Source organism: Lysinibacillus sp. RC79, from assembly GCF_041262405.1.
GTDB lineage: Bacteria > Bacillota > Bacilli > Bacillales_A > Planococcaceae > Lysinibacillus.
This window is the reverse complement of the sequence record NZ_JBGCCD010000035.1, coordinates 1-17,232: the sequence shown is the minus strand read 5'-3', so window position 1 is coordinate 17,232 and position 17,232 is coordinate 1. Positions and strand designations below refer to the sequence as shown.

16 protein-coding genes are annotated in these 17,232 nt (G+C 38.8%); all 16 read left to right on the top strand.

Annotation, left to right across the window (positions count from 1 at the left end):
- Window positions 1-17 precede the first annotated feature (17 nt).
- The 16 genes from hpt (at window position 18) to ABH968_RS23160 (ending at window position 16,454) form a co-directional block, all read left to right on the top strand.
- Window positions 18-560 carry a hypoxanthine phosphoribosyltransferase gene (hpt, locus tag ABH968_RS23235; protein WP_370047865.1) on the top strand — a complete coding sequence of 181 codons (543 nt, stop codon included), beginning with the start codon at window positions 18-20 and terminating at the stop codon, window positions 558-560.
- 254 nt (window positions 561-814) lie between these two features.
- Window positions 815-2,839, top strand: a complete 2,025-nt coding sequence (gene ftsH, locus ABH968_RS23230) for an ATP-dependent zinc metalloprotease FtsH (RefSeq protein WP_370047864.1) — start codon at window positions 815-817, stop codon at window positions 2,837-2,839.
- Between the two features lie 148 nt (window positions 2,840-2,987).
- The gene (locus ABH968_RS23225) at window positions 2,988-3,821 is read left to right on the top strand and encodes an aldo/keto reductase (RefSeq protein ID WP_370047862.1); all 834 of its coding nucleotides are present in this window, start codon (window positions 2,988-2,990) and stop codon (window positions 3,819-3,821) included.
- A 561-nt stretch (window positions 3,822-4,382) separates the two neighbouring features.
- Window positions 4,383-5,150: a type III pantothenate kinase gene (locus ABH968_RS23220; RefSeq protein ID WP_370047860.1), complete on the top strand. Its 768-nt coding sequence runs from the start codon at window positions 4,383-4,385 to the stop codon at window positions 5,148-5,150.
- Between the two features lie 21 nt (window positions 5,151-5,171).
- Entirely contained in the window at window positions 5,172-6,053 is an 882-nt protein-coding gene (hslO, locus tag ABH968_RS23215) for an Hsp33 family molecular chaperone HslO (protein WP_370047859.1), read from the top strand.
- The gene (locus ABH968_RS23210; RefSeq protein WP_370047857.1) at window positions 6,037-7,008 is read left to right on the top strand and encodes a peptidyl-prolyl cis-trans isomerase; all 972 of its coding nucleotides are present in this window, start codon (window positions 6,037-6,039) and stop codon (window positions 7,006-7,008) included. The genes hslO and ABH968_RS23210 overlap by 17 nt, the downstream gene beginning before the upstream one ends.
- A 261-nt stretch (window positions 7,009-7,269) precedes the next feature.
- Entirely contained in the window at window positions 7,270-8,199 is a 930-nt protein-coding gene (gene cysK / locus ABH968_RS23205) for a cysteine synthase A (protein ID WP_370047856.1), read from the top strand.
- Window positions 8,200-8,425: 226 nt separating this feature from the next.
- The gene (locus ABH968_RS23200) at window positions 8,426-9,835 is read left to right on the top strand and encodes an anthranilate synthase component I family protein (protein WP_370047854.1); all 1,410 of its coding nucleotides are present in this window, start codon (window positions 8,426-8,428) and stop codon (window positions 9,833-9,835) included.
- Window positions 9,832-10,413, top strand: a complete 582-nt coding sequence (gene pabA / locus ABH968_RS23195; protein WP_370047852.1) for an aminodeoxychorismate/anthranilate synthase component II — start codon at window positions 9,832-9,834, stop codon at window positions 10,411-10,413. The genes ABH968_RS23200 and pabA overlap by 4 nt, the downstream gene beginning before the upstream one ends.
- Window positions 10,414-11,253 (top strand): aminodeoxychorismate lyase, encoded by an 840-nt coding sequence (gene pabC, locus ABH968_RS23190; protein ID WP_370047850.1) that lies wholly within the window; start codon window positions 10,414-10,416, stop codon window positions 11,251-11,253.
- A gap of 13 nt (window positions 11,254-11,266) precedes the next feature.
- Window positions 11,267-12,121, top strand: a complete 855-nt coding sequence (gene folP, locus ABH968_RS23185) for a dihydropteroate synthase (RefSeq protein ID WP_370047848.1) — start codon at window positions 11,267-11,269, stop codon at window positions 12,119-12,121.
- Window positions 12,121-12,486, top strand: coding sequence for a dihydroneopterin aldolase (gene folB / locus ABH968_RS23180; RefSeq protein ID WP_370047846.1), 366 nt, complete (start codon window positions 12,121-12,123; stop codon window positions 12,484-12,486). Before folP ends, folB begins: the two co-directional genes overlap by 1 nt.
- On the top strand, window positions 12,486-13,007 hold the full coding sequence (gene folK, locus ABH968_RS23175; RefSeq protein ID WP_370047844.1) for a 2-amino-4-hydroxy-6-hydroxymethyldihydropteridine diphosphokinase: 522 nt from the start codon (window positions 12,486-12,488) through the stop codon (window positions 13,005-13,007). The genes folB and folK overlap by 1 nt, the downstream gene beginning before the upstream one ends.
- Window positions 13,008-13,126: 119 nt before the next feature.
- Window positions 13,127-14,167 (top strand): tRNA dihydrouridine synthase DusB, encoded by a 1,041-nt coding sequence (gene dusB / locus ABH968_RS23170; protein WP_370047842.1) that lies wholly within the window; start codon window positions 13,127-13,129, stop codon window positions 14,165-14,167.
- A 232-nt stretch (window positions 14,168-14,399) separates the two neighbouring features.
- Window positions 14,400-15,902 (top strand): lysine--tRNA ligase, encoded by a 1,503-nt coding sequence (lysS, locus tag ABH968_RS23165; protein WP_208327622.1) that lies wholly within the window; start codon window positions 14,400-14,402, stop codon window positions 15,900-15,902.
- A 279-nt stretch (window positions 15,903-16,181) separates the two neighbouring features.
- Window positions 16,182-16,454 carry a hypothetical protein gene (locus tag ABH968_RS23160; RefSeq protein ID WP_370047840.1) on the top strand — a complete coding sequence of 91 codons (273 nt, stop codon included), beginning with the start codon at window positions 16,182-16,184 and terminating at the stop codon, window positions 16,452-16,454.
- Window positions 16,455-17,232 lie beyond the last annotated feature (778 nt).

Genomic DNA, 17,232 nt, shown 5'->3' with positions numbered 1-17,232 from the left:
CACGAGGAGGAATCGCTATGTTACAAAATGACATCGAAAAAATTATGATTACAGAAGAACAATTACAAGAAAGAATCGCTGAGTTAGGGGCACAATTGACAGAGGAATACAAAGATTCATTCCCGTTAGCTGTTGGTGTTTTAAAAGGGGCAATGCCTTTTATGACAGACTTGATGAAACGTTTCGATTCTTTCATTGAGCTAGATTTTATGGATGTTTCTAGCTATGGCAATGCTACAGTTTCATCAGGGGAAGTTAAAATTCTAAAGGATTTAAATACAAGCGTTGAGGGGCGTGACGTATTAATCATCGAGGATATCATTGATAGCGGCTTAACGTTAAGCTATTTAGTTGACTTATTTAAATACCGCAAAGCAAAATCCATCAAAATTGTTACATTGTTAGATAAACCATCAGGTCGTAAAGTAGACTTAGGTGCTGATTATGTTGGTTTTAAAGTACCGGACGGTTTTGTTGTAGGATATGGTTTAGACTACGCAGAAAAATACCGTAATTTACCGTATATCGGCATTTTAAAGCCAGCAGTTTATTCTTTCTAATTAACGAAAGAACACCAGTTATGAAAAGTGAGTCTCCAGCGAAGGTTATAGATTTTTTTAACTTACTTCAAAAATCTAGGCACGTTGTTAGATACAACCACGCTGGAACATAGTAAATAAATGCATAAATTTTTTCCGATTTCGACAAAAATCGGACGAAACTTTTTTTATGTAGGGCTTTTCGTTGTATGATGAAATCATGATATGTTAAGATTTTACTTATAATTTTTCTGTTTGTAATGAGGAGGCTGGAGATGAATCGAATATTTCGATATACCATATTCTATTTACTGATTTTCTTAGTGATTATCGGTATATTTGGTACTTTCAATGGTGGAAAAGCACCAACGAAAGAGTTAACTTATCCTGAGTTTCAAGAGGCTCTAGATAAGAAAGAAATAACAAGTGCTACAATTCAACCTGATAAATCAGTATACATCGTTGAAGGTACATTGAAGGGGTATGAAAAAGGGCAAAGCTTTACAGTAAATATCCCTCGTGAAAACCAATCTTTAATGGACCGCATCGATGAGGCTGCTAAGGATAAGAATAGTGATATTAAATATTTAACAGCGCCAGAAACAAGTGGATGGATTCAGTTCTTTACAGGGATTATTCCTTTCATCATTATCATTTTCTTATTCTTCTTCCTAATGAGTCAATCTCAAGGTGGCGGTAATAAAGTGATGAGCTTTGGTAAAAGTAAAGCCAAACTTTATGATGATCAGAAGAAAAAAGTTCGTTTTACAGATGTAGCGGGTGCTGATGAAGAGAAAGCAGAGCTTGTAGAGGTTGTTGACTTCTTAAAAGATCACCGTAAATTTACTGAAATTGGTGCTCGAATTCCAAAAGGTATCTTACTCGTAGGTCCTCCTGGTACAGGTAAAACATTACTTGCACGTGCAGTGGCAGGTGAGGCAGGCGTACCATTCTTCTCGATTTCAGGTTCTGACTTCGTAGAAATGTTCGTCGGTGTCGGTGCATCACGTGTTCGTGACTTATTTGAAAATGCAAAGAAAAATGCACCTTGTATCATCTTTATCGATGAGATTGATGCAGTAGGTCGTCAACGTGGCGCAGGTCTTGGTGGTGGCCATGACGAGCGTGAACAAACACTGAATCAATTGTTAGTTGAAATGGATGGTTTCGGGGCAAACGAAGGTATTATTATTATCGCTGCAACAAACCGCCCAGATATTTTAGATAAAGCGTTATTACGTCCTGGTCGATTTGACCGTCAAATTACAGTAGGACATCCTGATGTAAAAGGTCGTGAAGCAATTCTAAAAGTACATGCGCGTAACAAGCCTTTAGCAGATACAGTTGATTTAGCAGCTGTTGCACAACGTACACCAGGTTTCTCAGGTGCGGACTTAGAGAACTTGTTAAATGAATCTGCACTTGTAGCTGCTCGTAAAAGTAAACGTACAATTAATATGGCAGATATCGATGAGGCATCTGACCGAGTAATTGCAGGTCCGGCAAAAGCTAGCCGCGTTTACTCAGCGAAAGAGAAGAAACTTGTATCCTTCCATGAAGCCGGCCACGTAGTTGTTGGTTTAGAGCTAGATGAAGCAGATACAGTACACAAAGTAACAATCGTCCCTCGTGGCCAAGCTGGAGGTTACGCGATTATGTTACCGAAGGAAGAACGTTTCTTCACAACAAAACAAGAACTATTAGACCGTATTGCAGGACTTCTTGGTGGTCGTGTGGCAGAGGAAATCGTACTTGGCGAAGTATCTACTGGGGCACATAATGACTTCCAAAAAGTAACAAGTATTGCACGTGCCATGGTCACTGAATATGGTATGAGTGAAAGTCTTGGTGCAATGCAGTTTGGTTCAAGTCAGGGTGGGAATGTATTCCTTGGTCGTGACTTTAATTCAGATCAAAACTATTCGGATTCAATCGCTTATGAAATTGATAAGGAAATGCAAAAAATTATCGATTCGCAATATGCGCGTACTAAACGAATCCTAACTGAAAAACGTGGATTACTTGATTTAATTGCTAGCACATTAATGAAAAAAGAAACATTGAATGCGCAAGAAATCGAGCATTTACGTGATCACGGTGTCTTGCCGGAACCAGAGGTAGAACCGGTTGTTGAAAAAGCTCCTAAAGCTGAAGCTCAACCAATATTAGATGTAGTTGGTGAACAGGCTGTTAAAAAAGAATTGCTTAGCAATGAGCCAGATCCAACAACAGCTGATTTACCTAAAGAAGGCCGAGAGTCGAATGATACACCAAAAGGTATCGATGAAAAGCGTGATTAATATGGGAAAGACTGTTTACGATTTTAGTAAGCAGTCTTTTTCTTTGCCTTTTTTCGGCCTTAGGTATTACGATAGAACCTATATTACGCAGCTGCGTAATATAGGTTCTTTAAGATTTTAGGACCAAAATAGATAGGAGTGTTGAAACGTGGGAAACGTAACATTGAATAATAGTTTAGAAATGCCGTTAATCGGCTATGGCGTATTTCGAGTACCTGAAGGGGATGACTTGGCTGAGGCGGTAAAAACAGCTATTGCAAGAGGTTACCGTAGCATTGATACAGCTCAAGTATATCGCAATGAAGAGAGTGTTGGACGAGGAATTCGTGCAGCGATTGACGAGGGCTTAGTAACACGTGAAGAACTATTCGTAACATCAAAGGTTTGGAATGATGGACTCTCCTATGAAGAAACACTTGCAGCTTATGATAGTAGCTTAGAGAAGTTAGGATTAGATTATTTAGATTTATATTTAGTTCACTGGCCGGGTATAGATACAAATTATGTTGATGTTTATAAAGCGCTTGAAAAAATCTATCAGGATGGACGTGTACGATCAATTGGTGTTAGTAATTTCCATGTCCACCATTTAGAAAATTTATTAAAGGAAACATCAGTTATTCCTGTTATTAATCAAATTGAATTTCATCCGCACTTAACTCAAGAGGAAGTTCGTGCATATTGTAAGGAAAAAGGAATACAGGTAGAAGCATGGTCACCGCTGATGAATGGTTCTTTATTGGAAGAATCATTGATTCAGCAGCTAGCTTCTAAATATGGCAAAACACCAGCGCAAATTGTATTACGATATGATGTGCAGCATGGTGTAGTCACTATTCCAAAAACAATGACTCCTGCACGCATGACGGAAAATCTAACGGTCTTTGACTTTGCATTAACAGAGGAAGAAATGGCCCAGTTAGATACACTAAATGATGGGCTACGTTGCGGACCAGACCCAGAAAAATTTAATTTTAAATAATATGAAAGGAGCTACCAATATGGGGTAGCCCCTTTTTCATAGTATGGCTCTTCGGCAAAACGAGGGGTTGATTTCCGTTCCGACTGGGCGCTTTGTTGCTGACGCTTCGCTTTCGCGCAGAGCAGAGCTTCCTGGGGGCGTCCGATGAGCCGCTTCACTCGCGCTGCTCGCTCCAGGGTCTCGGGCCAACACGATGTTGGTCACGAAGGCGTTATCACAGGACGTGATGGTTTTAGCCTTCGTTCCTCTATTGCTAATCCCCAAGGAGTCGCCCAGTCTCCACTACAATCAACCGATTCACATAGCAAGTATCCTTAGACATGTAGTTTTATAGCAAAAGGGTTTCTCCTTTTTACAGTGAGCATGAATGCTATTTCATAGGAATAAAAGTGTGGTATCATTTTCTAAAGTGTTTTAACTTCTTTCCGATTCCGGACGCAATTATGCCGAGGCATAATCGATCTTTACTTTTTGTGCATGAGTATGCATTGTTTTAGTTGTATCAATCACATAGTGACAGGTACAATTACGATGAGGGGCAATAAATAGGAGGCATCGATCATGATTTTAGTTTTAGATGCAGGAAATTCGAATATCGTATTAGGTGTCTATGATGATAACGATCAATTAGCCTTCCATTGGCGTATGGTGACAGACCTTCATAAAACAGAAGATGAATACGCAATGCAAGTATTATCTTTCTTTAATCATGCAGGCATTTCATTTGAACAGGTTACAGGCATTATTATATCCTCTGTTGTACCACCAATCATGTTTTCGTTAGAAGCGATGTGTCAAAAGTATTTTCGTAAAAAACCGCTCGTTGTAGGACCAGGTGTGAAAACAGGATTGAATATTAAATATGAAAACCCACGTGAAGTTGGCTCAGACCGTATAGTGAACGCTATTGCAGCTCTTGATGTTTATAAAGCACCACTGATTATTGTTGATTTTGGTACTGCCACAACATATTGTTACTTAAACGAAAAGGGCGATTATATGGGCGGTGCTATCGCTCCGGGTATTTCGATTTCAACGGAGGCGCTCTATACGCAGGCAGCTAGATTGCCGCGTATTGAAATATTGCGCTCTACACATATTGTTGGAAAGACAACCGTATCTGCGATGCAGGCCGGAATTTTTTATGGCTTTGTTGGACAAGTTGAGGGAATTGTTAATCGCATGAAAGCACAAAGTAAGGAAGAGCCTTTAGTAATTGCTACTGGAGGATTAGCAAATTTAATTGCTGGGGAGACGCAAGCTATTGATGTAGTTGACCCGTTTTTAACATTAAAAGGCTTATATAAGCTATATAAACGTAATCAATAAGAAATGAGGGACATTTCATTTATGAAAGACTATTTAGTACGAGGTTTAGGGTTCAACGGACAGGTTCGCGTTTTTGCAGCTTGTACAACAGCAACTGTAGGAGAAGCGCAACGTCGTCATAATACATGGCCTGTTGTGTCGGCAGCCCTTGGTCGTTCTCTGACTGCTGCGGTGATGATGGGTGCCATGTTAAAAGGTGAGGAAAAAATCACTGTTAAAATTGAGGGGAACGGTCCAATCGGTCCAATAGTAATTGACAGTAACGCGCATGGTGAAGTACGTGGCTTTGTAACAAATCCTCACGTTCATTTCGATTTAAACGAGCACGGTAAGCTTGATGTTCGAGCAGGTGTTGGAACAGAGGGTGCATTAACAGTCGTAAAAGATCTTGGCTTGAGAGACATGTTCTCTGGACAAACACCAATTGTATCAGGTGAAATTGCTGAGGACTTTACTTACTATTTCGCTACGTCAGAGCAAGTGCCTTCATCAGTTGGATTAGGGGTTTTAGTAAATCCTGATAACACAATTCTTGCAGCTGGTGGCTTTATCCTTCAATTAATGCCTGGCTGTGATGAAGAGACTATCAATGAAATTGAGCAGCATCTTGCTACTTTAGAGCCTGTTTCAAAAATGATTGAAAAAGGTTTTACACCGGAGCAAATTTTAGAAGCTGTATTAGGAAAAGGTCATCTACAAATTTTAGATTCCATGCCTGTAGAATTTAAATGTCAATGTTCAAAAGAGCGATTTGGTGCAGCGATTTTAGGGTTAGGGACACAGGAAATTCGAGAAATGATTGAAGAGGATGGCGAAGCAGAAGCACAATGTCACTTCTGTTTAGAAACATACCATTTCTCAAAAGAAGAGTTAGAAGGATTTATCGATGAGCTCAAAGCGTAATCGACGACCTTTATCCGCTGCAATACCCAATCAAACGCCCTTATTGCAACGCCGTCTTAAGACAAAACCTGCTTTAACAGTTATTGCAATCTTATTATTAGGAAATATTTTATGGATTATTGCTTGGTTAATTCCTAATAAAGACCAGGAAATTGGTAGCGACGAGCAAGTCGCTGCCGTTGACGGGGATATTATTACACGTCAAGAGTGGATGGTTGCCATGGAAGAACGCTATGGTAAAGAGACGCTACAAAACTTAGTGAATGAATCTGTGATGGAAAAGGCAGCTAAAAAGTTTAAAATACAAGTATCGGATAAGGAGATTGATTTAGAATTAGCCTTAATGCGTTCTGCTCAAGATAAATTTGATACTGCAATGCAAAACCTTTCATCAGAGCAACTGCGACAAAAAATTCGCTCACAGCTTATTTTGGATAAGGTACTGACGAAAGACGTGGTTATAAAAGAAGGTAGTATTGAAAAATATTATGAGGAAAATCAGGCGCTGTACAATACAAAAACAAGCTATCGTACGAATTTTATAGAAGTGGATTCAAAAAAAGCTGCTGAGGAAGCATTAAGTGAAATGAAAGATGCCTCTGATTTTTCGGTGCTAGCACGTGAAATATCAGTAGACAGTGCGTCAGCTAGCTTAGGCGGAGATATTGGTTTCCTCACTGAAAAACAGGAAAATGTCGATTCTGCCATTTTAAAAGCAGTGAAGGCTTTAAAAGCAGAAGAGGTTAGTAAAGCATTTAAACTTGCGAACGGTCATTATGGAATTGTACAAGTTCAAGAGATAACAGAAGGACAATCCTTTACATATGACGATGTGAAAGAACATATTGAACGTGAGCTTGCGTTAGAGCAATTGCCACAACATGTTACACCGGAATCATTTTGGTCTGAATTCAATGCAACTTGGTATTACGGAGAAGCGAAAAAAGGTAAATAACATGCTCTGAAATGAGCTTAAAGAATCTGCAAGATATCTGCGGGAAAAGTGAGCCAGGGAAACCCCTGCAGACGTTTAGCGTCAACAGAGTAAAGGCTCCCTAGGATATTGAGCGGATTTTTTGTTTACCCTAGTTTAGATTGGTTACAATAAATATTCTGAAAATATAAGTTATATTTATTGACAATCGAATGGAAAAATTGATAAAATCAAAATAAGTAAAACCTATAAAATTAGTAGGGATTAGGAGTGGATTGATAAATGAGTAGATTAGCGAACTCAGTAGCTGAATTAGTTGGTAAAACACCAATTGTTAAATTAAATCATGCAACAGGTGAAAATGAAGGTACTGTTTATGTAAAATTAGAATATTTTAACCCGGGCAGCTCAGTGAAAGACCGTTTAGCTTTAGCGATGATTGAAGCAGCTGAGAAAGACGGTACATTAAAGCCAGGTGGTACAATTATTGAGCCTACTTCTGGAAATACAGGTATTGGTCTTGCGATGATTGCTGCAGCTAAAGGCTATAAAGCTATTTTAGTAATGCCAGAAACAATGAGCTTAGAGCGTCGCAACTTATTACGTGCATATGGTGCAGAGCTTGTATTAACACCTGGACCAGCAGGTATGAAAGGTGCAATTTCTAAGGCGGAGGAATTATCTGCTGAGCATGGCTACTTCTTACCACAACAATTCACGAACCCAGCTAATGCTGTTGTTCACCGTTTAACAACTGGTCCAGAAATTGTAGAAGCATTTGAAGGTTTAAAATTAGATGCATTTGTAGCTGGTGTTGGTACGGGCGGTACAATTACGGGTGCAGGCGCTGTGCTAAAAGAGAAGTACCCAGATATTGAAATTATTGCAGTTGAGCCAAAAGATTCACCTGTACTTTCTGGCGGTCAACCAGGGCCTCATAAAATTCAAGGTATCGGAGCTGGCTTCGTACCTGAAGTGTTAGATACAGATGTTTATTCTTCTGTATCCCCAGTCGAAAATGAGATTGCTTTCGAGGTAGCTCGTAAAGTAGCACGTGAAGAAGGTATCTTATGCGGTATTTCATCAGGTGCAGCTATTCACGTTGCTATTGAGGCAGCAAAACGTTTAGGCAAGGGCTCAAATGTTCTTGCAATCGTACCTTCTAATGGGGAACGTTATTTATCAACACCTCTATATCAATTCGAAGACTAATCTAATTATTTATACGTAAGGCTCCTTTAACGAGGAGTCTTTTTTTATTTGATAAAGAATCTAAATCTATTATGTAAATGAGCGCTTTAGCACATTTGTTCATAACCGCTCTGATGTAGAAATATTCAGCAATTAAATTGATCGAGACTATTGAAAAATATTCGCTTCCAGGTAATATTCAAGTTAAGATGGAATCACATCATATGACTTAAAGGGGAATAGCAACTTGAAGACAATACTGACGAAAACAATATCGATGGATGCGGACTCGTTTTTTTATAGTTATAAGAAGCAAACAGAAGCAGAACAAGCACATGTATTTTTAGAAAGTGGACGCGGAGGACATTTTACAATAGCTGCTTGGAATCCGCTAGCTACAGCACAATCGGTCGAAAATGGTTTGCTTGTAAGTTGGAGAAATGGTGAGACTGAAAATTTAAGTGGTGAACCTCTTGCTTTGTTAGAGAAATTAGTGGAGAACTATCACATTTCATATAATGGGGAGCTTCCTGTTTTTCAAGGTGGAGCTATCGGGTTTGTTGCATACGATTATGCTCGTAAAATTGAAGTGTTACCTAATACTGCTGTAGATGATTTACATATACCAGATATCTATTTTTATATATTTGATTGCTGGGCGGTACACGATGTGAAAACGAATAAAGTAACGCTTATGAAGCTAGCTGATTGTCACGTAGATTTGGAAGAATGGGCTAATGTGTGGCAAGGGGCAGCGCAAGAAGGATTGCTTACACGTAAATTTGAAAAAACAAGCGCTGTAGAAATAGTAAATGACGAAAGTGAATTGTTAGTATCATTTGCTGGGACTGCTTTTGAGGAAGCGGTAAGTAAAATCCAAACATACATAGCGCAAGGTGATGTATTTCAAGTGAATTTGTCGGTACGTCAATCCAAAAAGTTAAACGCAACTGCAATGGATGTATATGAAGCGTTACGTGCATTTAATCCTTCACCCTACATGGCTTATATAGAAGCACCCGATTTTGCTGTCGTTTCTGGTTCACCAGAGCTATTGGTGAAGCGTCATGGTAAAGAGTTGTCTACTCGACCGATTGCTGGTACACGCCCAAGAGGGAAATCGGAGGCAGAGGATTTAGCATTAGCGCAGGAATTGATTGATAACGATAAGGAGCGTGCTGAACATGTAATGCTTGTTGATTTAGAGCGTAATGATTTAGGAAGAGTATCTACATATGGGACGGTTGAAGTAGATGAGTTCATGGTGATTGAACGCTATTCACACGTAATGCACATTGTTTCCAATGTAAGAGGGGAAATAGCTGAAGGGAAAACCAATGCAGACGTTATCCGCGCTATGTTCCCAGGTGGAACAATAACAGGTGCACCGAAAATTCGTACGATGGAGATTATTGAAGAATTAGAGCCTGTAAGACGAGGGTTATACACGGGTTCAATTGGCTGGTTAGGCTTCACAGGGGATATGGAATTTAATATTGTTATTCGTACAGCATTTGTTAAAGATGGAGTAGCGCATATTCAGGCAGGAGCAGGTATTGTTATTGATTCTGTTCCGGAAAGAGAATACCAAGAATCTTTAAATAAAGCGAAGGCGATGTGGCAGGCAAAGGCAATGGCAGAGGAGCGAGCAAAATGATTTTAATGATTGATAACTACGATTCTTTTACGTATAACCTAGTTCAGTATTTTGGGGAATTTGGTCATGAATTAGTGGTAAAAAGAAATGATGTATTGACTGTGAAAGATATTGAGCAGCTTACACCAGACATGATTGTCATTTCTCCAGGGCCATGTAGCCCAAATGAAGCGGGTGAAAGTCTGAACATTATTAAGTATTTCGCGGGAAATATTCCGATTTTAGGAGTTTGCCTTGGTCATCAAGCCATTGCCCAAGTATTCGGAGGGAATGTCATACGAGCTGAGCGTTTGATGCATGGTAAAACATCGCCTGTGCTACATGCTGAAATAGGTTTGCATAAGGGGATGCCAAATCCATTTGAAGCTACTCGGTACCACTCCTTAATTGTAGAAAAAGAAACATTACCAGCATGTTTTGAAGTGACGGCATGGACAGAAGAAGGCGAAATTATGGGCATTCGTCATAAGGACTATCCAATTGAGGGAGTGCAATACCATCCTGAATCGATTATGACGGAGCAAGGTAAAAAGCTTCTACGCCAGTTTATAGATTTGTATGTTGAGGGAGCGAAGTAAATGCTGTGCTGGATGAATGGAGACTACATAGCGGCGCAGGATTTGCGCATTTCACCATTTGATCATGGATTTTTATATGGATTAGGCTTTTTTGAAACGTTTCGAACGTATAAGGGCAAGGTATTTTGTTGGGAAGCACATATGGAAAGGTTGCAAACCGCGCTTTCTCAATATCGTATTCATATGCCGTATACTGACGAGGATGTACTGAAGGTTGTTCAGCTATTAAATGAACAGGCCAATGGACAGGATGGATATTTCCGTATAAATGTCTCGGCTGGAGAGCATAGTATCGGTTTACAGCCTGCTGAATATAGACAACCGAATGTTATTGTTTTTCGCAAAGAATTACATGATACACCTCGAGGTATGGAAAAAAACGCACAGTGGCTTGTAACACCGCGTAATACTCCTGAAAAAGGGCTTCGAGTGAAATCGCACCATTATGGCAATAACGTTCTTGGGCGTTTTGAGATGCCATCTCTGGCGCAACAAGAGGGCTTCTTTTTAACCGAAGATGGCTTTGTTGCTGAAGGTGTAACATCAAATATCTTTTGGATGAAAGATGATATACTATATACGCCTTCCTTAGAGACTGGTATTTTACCTGGAATTATCCGAGCGTGGGTAATTGAGCGAGCACAATCTCTAGGGATTAAGGTAAAAGAAGGTTTCTTTACTAAAGAGGATGTAGAGCAAAGTTCAGAGTGCTTTATTACTAACTCTATACAAGAGCTTGTTCCAATTCTTAACTTAGAGAGCAAGCAGTTATTAGGCAATAAAGGGCCTGTTTATTCGCGTTTACATGAAGTATTTGTCAATGAAGTGGAACAAGAATAGAAGGAGAGTTAACATGCTAGAAAAATATACAACACCATTAACTATTAACGGTATCACGTTAGACTATACAGCAGAAACTTTTGTGATGGGTATTTTAAATGTTACACCAGATTCATTTTCAGATGGAGGAAAGTACTATAACGTTGGAGCTGCTGTTGCACAAGCGAAAAAAATGGTAGCTGAGGGTGCTAAAATTATTGATGTTGGTGGAGAATCAACACGACCAGGTTATGAACGTATTTCCGATGAGGATGAAATTGCACGAATTGTACCGGTTATTCAAGCGTTAGCAACTGAAGTACCAGCAATTATTTCGGTTGATACGTATAAAGCGAACGTAGCGCGCGCAGCCATTAAAGCGGGTGCACATATTATTAATGATATTTGGGGAGCGAAGGCTGAGCCTAAGATTGTTCAGGTTGCTGCAGATTTAAATGTACCGATTATTTTAATGCATAATCGAGACAACACTGATTATGGTGCTGATTTCTGGATGATGGCAAAGGCCGACTTAGAGAAGAGTATTGCTATTGCCCGGAATGCAGGTGTATCGGATCATCATATTATTTTAGATCCGGGCATAGGCTTTGCGAAAACTACCGCTCAAAATATAGAAATGATGCAGCATTTAGAGGATTTAGTAGCAATGGGTTATCCTGTTTTGCTAGCGACTTCACGTAAATCAATGATTGGTAATGTCTTAAAGCTACCTGTCGAGGAGCGTATAGAAGGTACAGGAGCAACAGTTGTTTACGGTATTGAAAAAGGCTGTCATATGATTCGTGTGCATGATGTAAAGGAAATGGCACGAGCTTCACATATGGCTGATATTTTAGTTGGTAAGCGTACGTATAAGGAGGAAGCGTAATGGACTATATTCATTTAAAGGATATGCAGTTTTACGGCTATCACGGTGTTTTAGCAGCGGAAACAACACTCGGTCAACGCTTCCGTGCCAATGTTTCACTTGCTGTAGATATGACAAAGGCTGGGGAGACAGATGACTTAAATTATACGGTGAACTATGCAGAGGTTTATGCGTTATGCCGTGATATCGTAGAAGGCGAGCCGTTCAAGCTTATTGAAGCACTTGTATCAAAAATAGCCAATAGTATTTTAGAGACATATCCAGAAAAGGTTAAGGGTGTTCGCGTGGAGCTTATTAAACCAGACCCACCAATCCAAGGGTATTATAAAGAAGTATCGGTAGAGGTAACGAGAGGTGAATACTAATGAATGATGTGTACTTATCGATTGGTACAAATATGGGAGAGCGGTTTGAAAACCTACAACATGCTGTTACCCTTTTAAAGGGTAAAGAGGAAATTGAAGTTGTACACATTTCTTCAGTTTATGAAACAGCTGCTGTCGGCTACACGGACCAAGCAGACTTTTTAAATATTGCTGTTCATATTAAAACGAGTTATTCATCTTCTGAAATGCTGAAAATTTGCCAATGGGTTGAAAGTGAATTAGGGCGTGTTCGTGAATTTCGATGGGGCCCACGAATCATTGACCTTGACATTTTGCTCTACAATCACGAAAATATTGAAACAGAGAGCTTAATTGTTCCACATCCAAGAATGTACGAGCGAGCTTTCGTATTAGTACCACTGATAGAAATTACGCCTGCACCAGTAGGAAAACAACTGCAAAGGGCCCATGGTATAATGCAACAGATGGATTGTGAAGAGGAAGGCATAACTTTATGGCAAGCATCAGCAGAGCTGAAAATTATGCAATCCGTTAATTAAGTTTCTAATCCTTAAGTTAAAGCCTTCGGACGCAATTATGCCGAGGCATATTTGATTGTATTGCATTAACGATATATATATAGAAATAGGTGAAAACCTATAGAAGGGGGAAAACATCGTTGAGTCAGACAACTGAGAAGCCGTTTCAAATTGGCGATATAGTCATGGACAACCGTGTCGTATTAGCGCCAATGGCAGGAATCTGTAACTCTGCTTTCCGTTTAACAGTTAAGGAGTTCGGAGCAGGGCTAGTATATGCAGAAATGATTAGTGATAAAGGGATTGTCCAGAAGAACGAAAAAACACTAGGTATGCTTTATATCGATGAGCGTGAAAATCCACTTTCATTGCAAATTTTTGGTGGTGATAAGGCAACACTAGTGGAAGCGGCCAAGTATGTAGATGAAAACACAACTGCCGATATTATCGATATTAATATGGGCTGCCCTGTTAATAAAATTATTAAATGTGAAGCGGGCGCTCGTTTACTTTTAGATCCAAATAAATTATATGAAATGGTAGCGGCTGTTGTAGATGCAGTAAAAAAACCTGTCAGCGTAAAAATGCGTATTGGTTGGGATGACGAGCATATCTTTGCAGTTGAGAACGCACAAGCTGCCGAACGTGCTGGTGCTTCAGCAATAGCTGTTCATGGACGTACACGTGTACAAATGTACGAAGGAAAAGCAAATTGGGATATCATTCGTCAAGTGAAGGAAAACGTAAAAATTCCTGTGCTTGGTAATGGTGATGTAGAAACTCCTCAAGATGCAAAACGTATGCTTGATACTACTGGGGTAGATGCAGTAATGATTGGACGCGCTGCTCTAGGTAATCCATGGATGATTTATCGTACTGTTCAATACCTTGAAACTGGTGAGCTGAAAGAAGAGCCTAGTGTACGTGAAAAAATTGATGTGTGTTTGCTTCACTTTGAACGCCTTATGCAATTAAAAGGCGAATCTGTGGCGGTACGAGAAATGCGTAAACATGCTTCATGGTATTTAAAAGGTATTCGCGGTAATGGTAAAGCGCGTAATGCGATTAACCAAACAGAAACTGCGGCAGAGCTTCGTGCACTATTAAATGGACTTGTACAAGACTATGAAGAGCTTGAATCTAAATTAATAGTACCGGAAGCAAAAGAATTAATTATTTAACTTCTTTCAGCGGGTGTCCAAACATCCGCTGAAAGAAGTTAAATTGATTAAATTGAAGAGGCGTCTCACCGTTCGTTTTGAGACGTCTATTTTTTTGTCAACTTTAATTTTTAGAATTATTAATCATTTGTTCTCTTATGGAAATTAAATCGAAACAGATGATTACAGCGATAAAATTGTGTACAATAGAAATATTATGGACGTAAACGCAACGCGGACAATTTAATAAGGAGTGAAACAAGTGTCAAACATAGAAGAATTAAATGATCAGCTTTTGGTGAGACGCCAAAAAATGACGGCTATTCGAGAAAATGGTCAAGATCCATTTGGTAGCCGTTTTGAACGTACGCATTTATCAACGGAAGTGCGTGAACAATTTGCAGATCAAACAAAAGAGCAGCTAGAGGAAAACCTACAAGAGGTAATTATTGCGGGTCGTATTATGACGAAACGCGGTAAAGGAAAAGCTGGCTTTGCACATATTCAAGATTTAGGTGGCCAAATTCAAATTTACGTTCGTCAGGATCATGTTGGCGAAGAAGCATATGAATTATTTAAACAAGCTGACCTAGGCGATATCGTAGGGATTCGCGGTAATGTATTCCGAACACAAGTAGGAGAGCTTTCGGTTAAAGCTGAAGAATTTACATTCCTATCAAAAGCTTTACGCCCTATGCCAGAAAAATTCCATGGCTTACAAGATGTTGAACAACGTTACCGTCAACGTTATTTAGATTTAATGACGAATGAGGATAGTAAAACTACATTCATTACACGTTCTAAAATTATCCGCGCTATTCGCAATCATTTAGATAATGCAGGATATTTAGAAGTAGAAACACCAATGCTTCATACAATTGCTGGTGGTGCAGCGGCTCGTCCGTTTATTACACACCATAATGCACTTGATATGGAATTATATATGCGTATTGCAATCGAACTGCATTTGAAACGTCTAATTGTTGGTGGACTAGAAAAAGTATATGAAATTGGTCGTGTTTTCCGAAATGAAGGGATTTCAACACGCCACAATCCTGAATTCACAATGATAGAGCTGTATGAAGCTTATGCAGACTACAAAGATATTATGTCTCTAACAGAAAACCTTATTGCTCATGTAGCTCAAGAAGTTTTAGGTACTACTACAGTTCAATACGGTGAAGATGAAATTAATCTTGCTGTAGGCTGGAAACGAGTTCATATGGTAGATGCAGTAAAAGAAGCTACAGGTGTAGACTTCTGGCAACCTATGACTAAGGAGCAAGCTCAAGCACTTGCTAAAGAACATGGAGTAGAAGTTAAAGAAACTCATGAAGTAGGACATATTATTAACGAGTTCTTCGAGCAAAAGATTGAGGAGACTCTTGTTCAGCCTACATTTGTTTATGGTCATCCAGTAGAAATCTCACCTCTAGCAAAGAAAAATCCAGAGGACGAGCGTTTCACTGACCGTTTCGAACTATTTATCGTTCGACGCGAGCATGCAAATGCCTTTACAGAACTAAATGATCCAATTGACCAACGTGAGCGTTTTGAAGCTCAGTTAGCTGAAAAAGCAGCTGGTAATGATGAAGCACACGAAATGGACAATGATTTCATTGAAGCATTAGAATACGGTATGCCTCCAACAGGTGGATTAGGTATTGGTATCGACCGTTTAATCATGCTTCTTACAAATTCACCATCAATTCGCGACGTATTATTATTCCCAACAATGCGTCATACTACTAAATAGTAGTTTTAAAAAGATATAGCACAACTACTACTCGGGATAAAAAGCGGTAGTCGAACTAGAAAAAGAAAGCTTTGTTAAAAGGTTATCTTGAATAAGCAGGAGTCGAAGTGCAGAAGAAGCACCAAGACTCCTGTTTTGCATCTTCTGCGATGAAATAAATTAGAAAGAATTAAGTAGAGTATTTAAATGATGAATGAATATAAGGTATACTTTTAGAGTTCTATAATTTGCAGATTAAATAGAAATAGACATTATCAAAAGTTTTATTGGAGGCTTATAATGAATTATAAAATCTTTAACAAACAAGTATTTGAACAGGCACAAGTACGATCAGTTTCAGATGTCCTGTTAACTGAAGAAGAGCTTGAGAATGGTATGAAATTGGCGGTTTCTAAGTCAGATCCAAATCTTACTTTATATTTAGTGGATATAGACGGTCAGAAGAAATTCGATGTCCGTTGGGATGATTCCTCTGAAATTTTCACCGGCTGGTATTCGGCTTGGGATAATTTCTCTTGGTGCCTAGATATAGTTGATAAACAAAATGATTAAATTAGTAGATTTTTAGATTTAATTTAAAAAACAAACCGCATTTGAAAAGGGAACATATTATTGTATCTTATTCGGATTTCTTTTTTCTTGTTATTTTGTAGCAGAACAATAAAGTTAAAGAAGTAACAAACATGAATAAGTAGGAGTCGAGGTGCAAGAGAACCACTTTGGCTCCTTTTTTTCGCGATTGAGTAATTTGTAAGGGCAATGGCGCGTTACAATGTGTGTGTGATCGTTGATGCTTTTTCAAGGGAAGCTTGAGAAAGTGTTCTTTAAAAAGGGTTTATTTTGATATCTTCTTATTTAGTTTGTTGAGATTTATAAGGAAGAGATGTATAGTAAAACAAATAAAGTGATAGCTAGAAGATTATAAGAATTATTTAGTGCTCGAAAAGACGTAAAATAGCTTACTAATTCTATTTTTATAAAAAAAGATAATTTTATAGCGAAAAACACTTGCGATTGTATTGGAATCATGATAAATTATTACTTGTCGTTAAGACGACGTAAGAAATAAAACGGATTGAAAAAAACATCAAAAAAGATGTTGACATCAAAATCCTAGAATGATATTATATAAGAGTTGTCGCTTGGGGAAAGAAGTTAAAAAACTTCTAGAAAAAAAGAGTTGACAACGAAAACAAGAAATGTTATACTATAAAAGTTGTTGAAATAAAACGACAACGAAATGAACCTTGAAAACTGAACAAGCAAAACGTAATCAATAAAGTTTTTAGTAGCTAACCTTGAGTTGGTGAACGAAACAAAATTTTGGACA

What these genes read in the sequence shown, in the direction of transcription:
- hpt (WP_370047865.1), top strand. Translation starts at nt 18, where the DNA reads ATGTTACAAAATGACATCGAAAAAATTATGATTACAGAAGAACAATTA.
- ftsH (WP_370047864.1), top strand. Translation starts at nt 815, where the DNA reads ATGAATCGAATATTTCGATATACCATATTCTATTTACTGATTTTCTTA.
- ABH968_RS23220 (WP_370047860.1), top strand. Translation starts at nt 4,383, where the DNA reads ATGATTTTAGTTTTAGATGCAGGAAATTCGAATATCGTATTAGGTGTC.
- hslO (WP_370047859.1), top strand. Translation starts at nt 5,172, where the DNA reads ATGAAAGACTATTTAGTACGAGGTTTAGGGTTCAACGGACAGGTTCGC.
- ABH968_RS23210 (WP_370047857.1), top strand. Translation starts at nt 6,037, where the DNA reads ATGAGCTCAAAGCGTAATCGACGACCTTTATCCGCTGCAATACCCAAT.
- cysK (WP_370047856.1), top strand. Translation starts at nt 7,270, where the DNA reads ATGAGTAGATTAGCGAACTCAGTAGCTGAATTAGTTGGTAAAACACCA.
- pabA (WP_370047852.1), top strand. Translation starts at nt 9,832, where the DNA reads ATGATTTTAATGATTGATAACTACGATTCTTTTACGTATAACCTAGTT.
- pabC (WP_370047850.1), top strand. Translation starts at nt 10,414, where the DNA reads ATGCTGTGCTGGATGAATGGAGACTACATAGCGGCGCAGGATTTGCGC.
- folP (WP_370047848.1), top strand. Translation starts at nt 11,267, where the DNA reads ATGCTAGAAAAATATACAACACCATTAACTATTAACGGTATCACGTTA.
- folB (WP_370047846.1), top strand. Translation starts at nt 12,121, where the DNA reads ATGGACTATATTCATTTAAAGGATATGCAGTTTTACGGCTATCACGGT.
- folK (WP_370047844.1), top strand. Translation starts at nt 12,486, where the DNA reads ATGAATGATGTGTACTTATCGATTGGTACAAATATGGGAGAGCGGTTT.
- ABH968_RS23160 (WP_370047840.1), top strand. Translation starts at nt 16,182, where the DNA reads ATGAATTATAAAATCTTTAACAAACAAGTATTTGAACAGGCACAAGTA.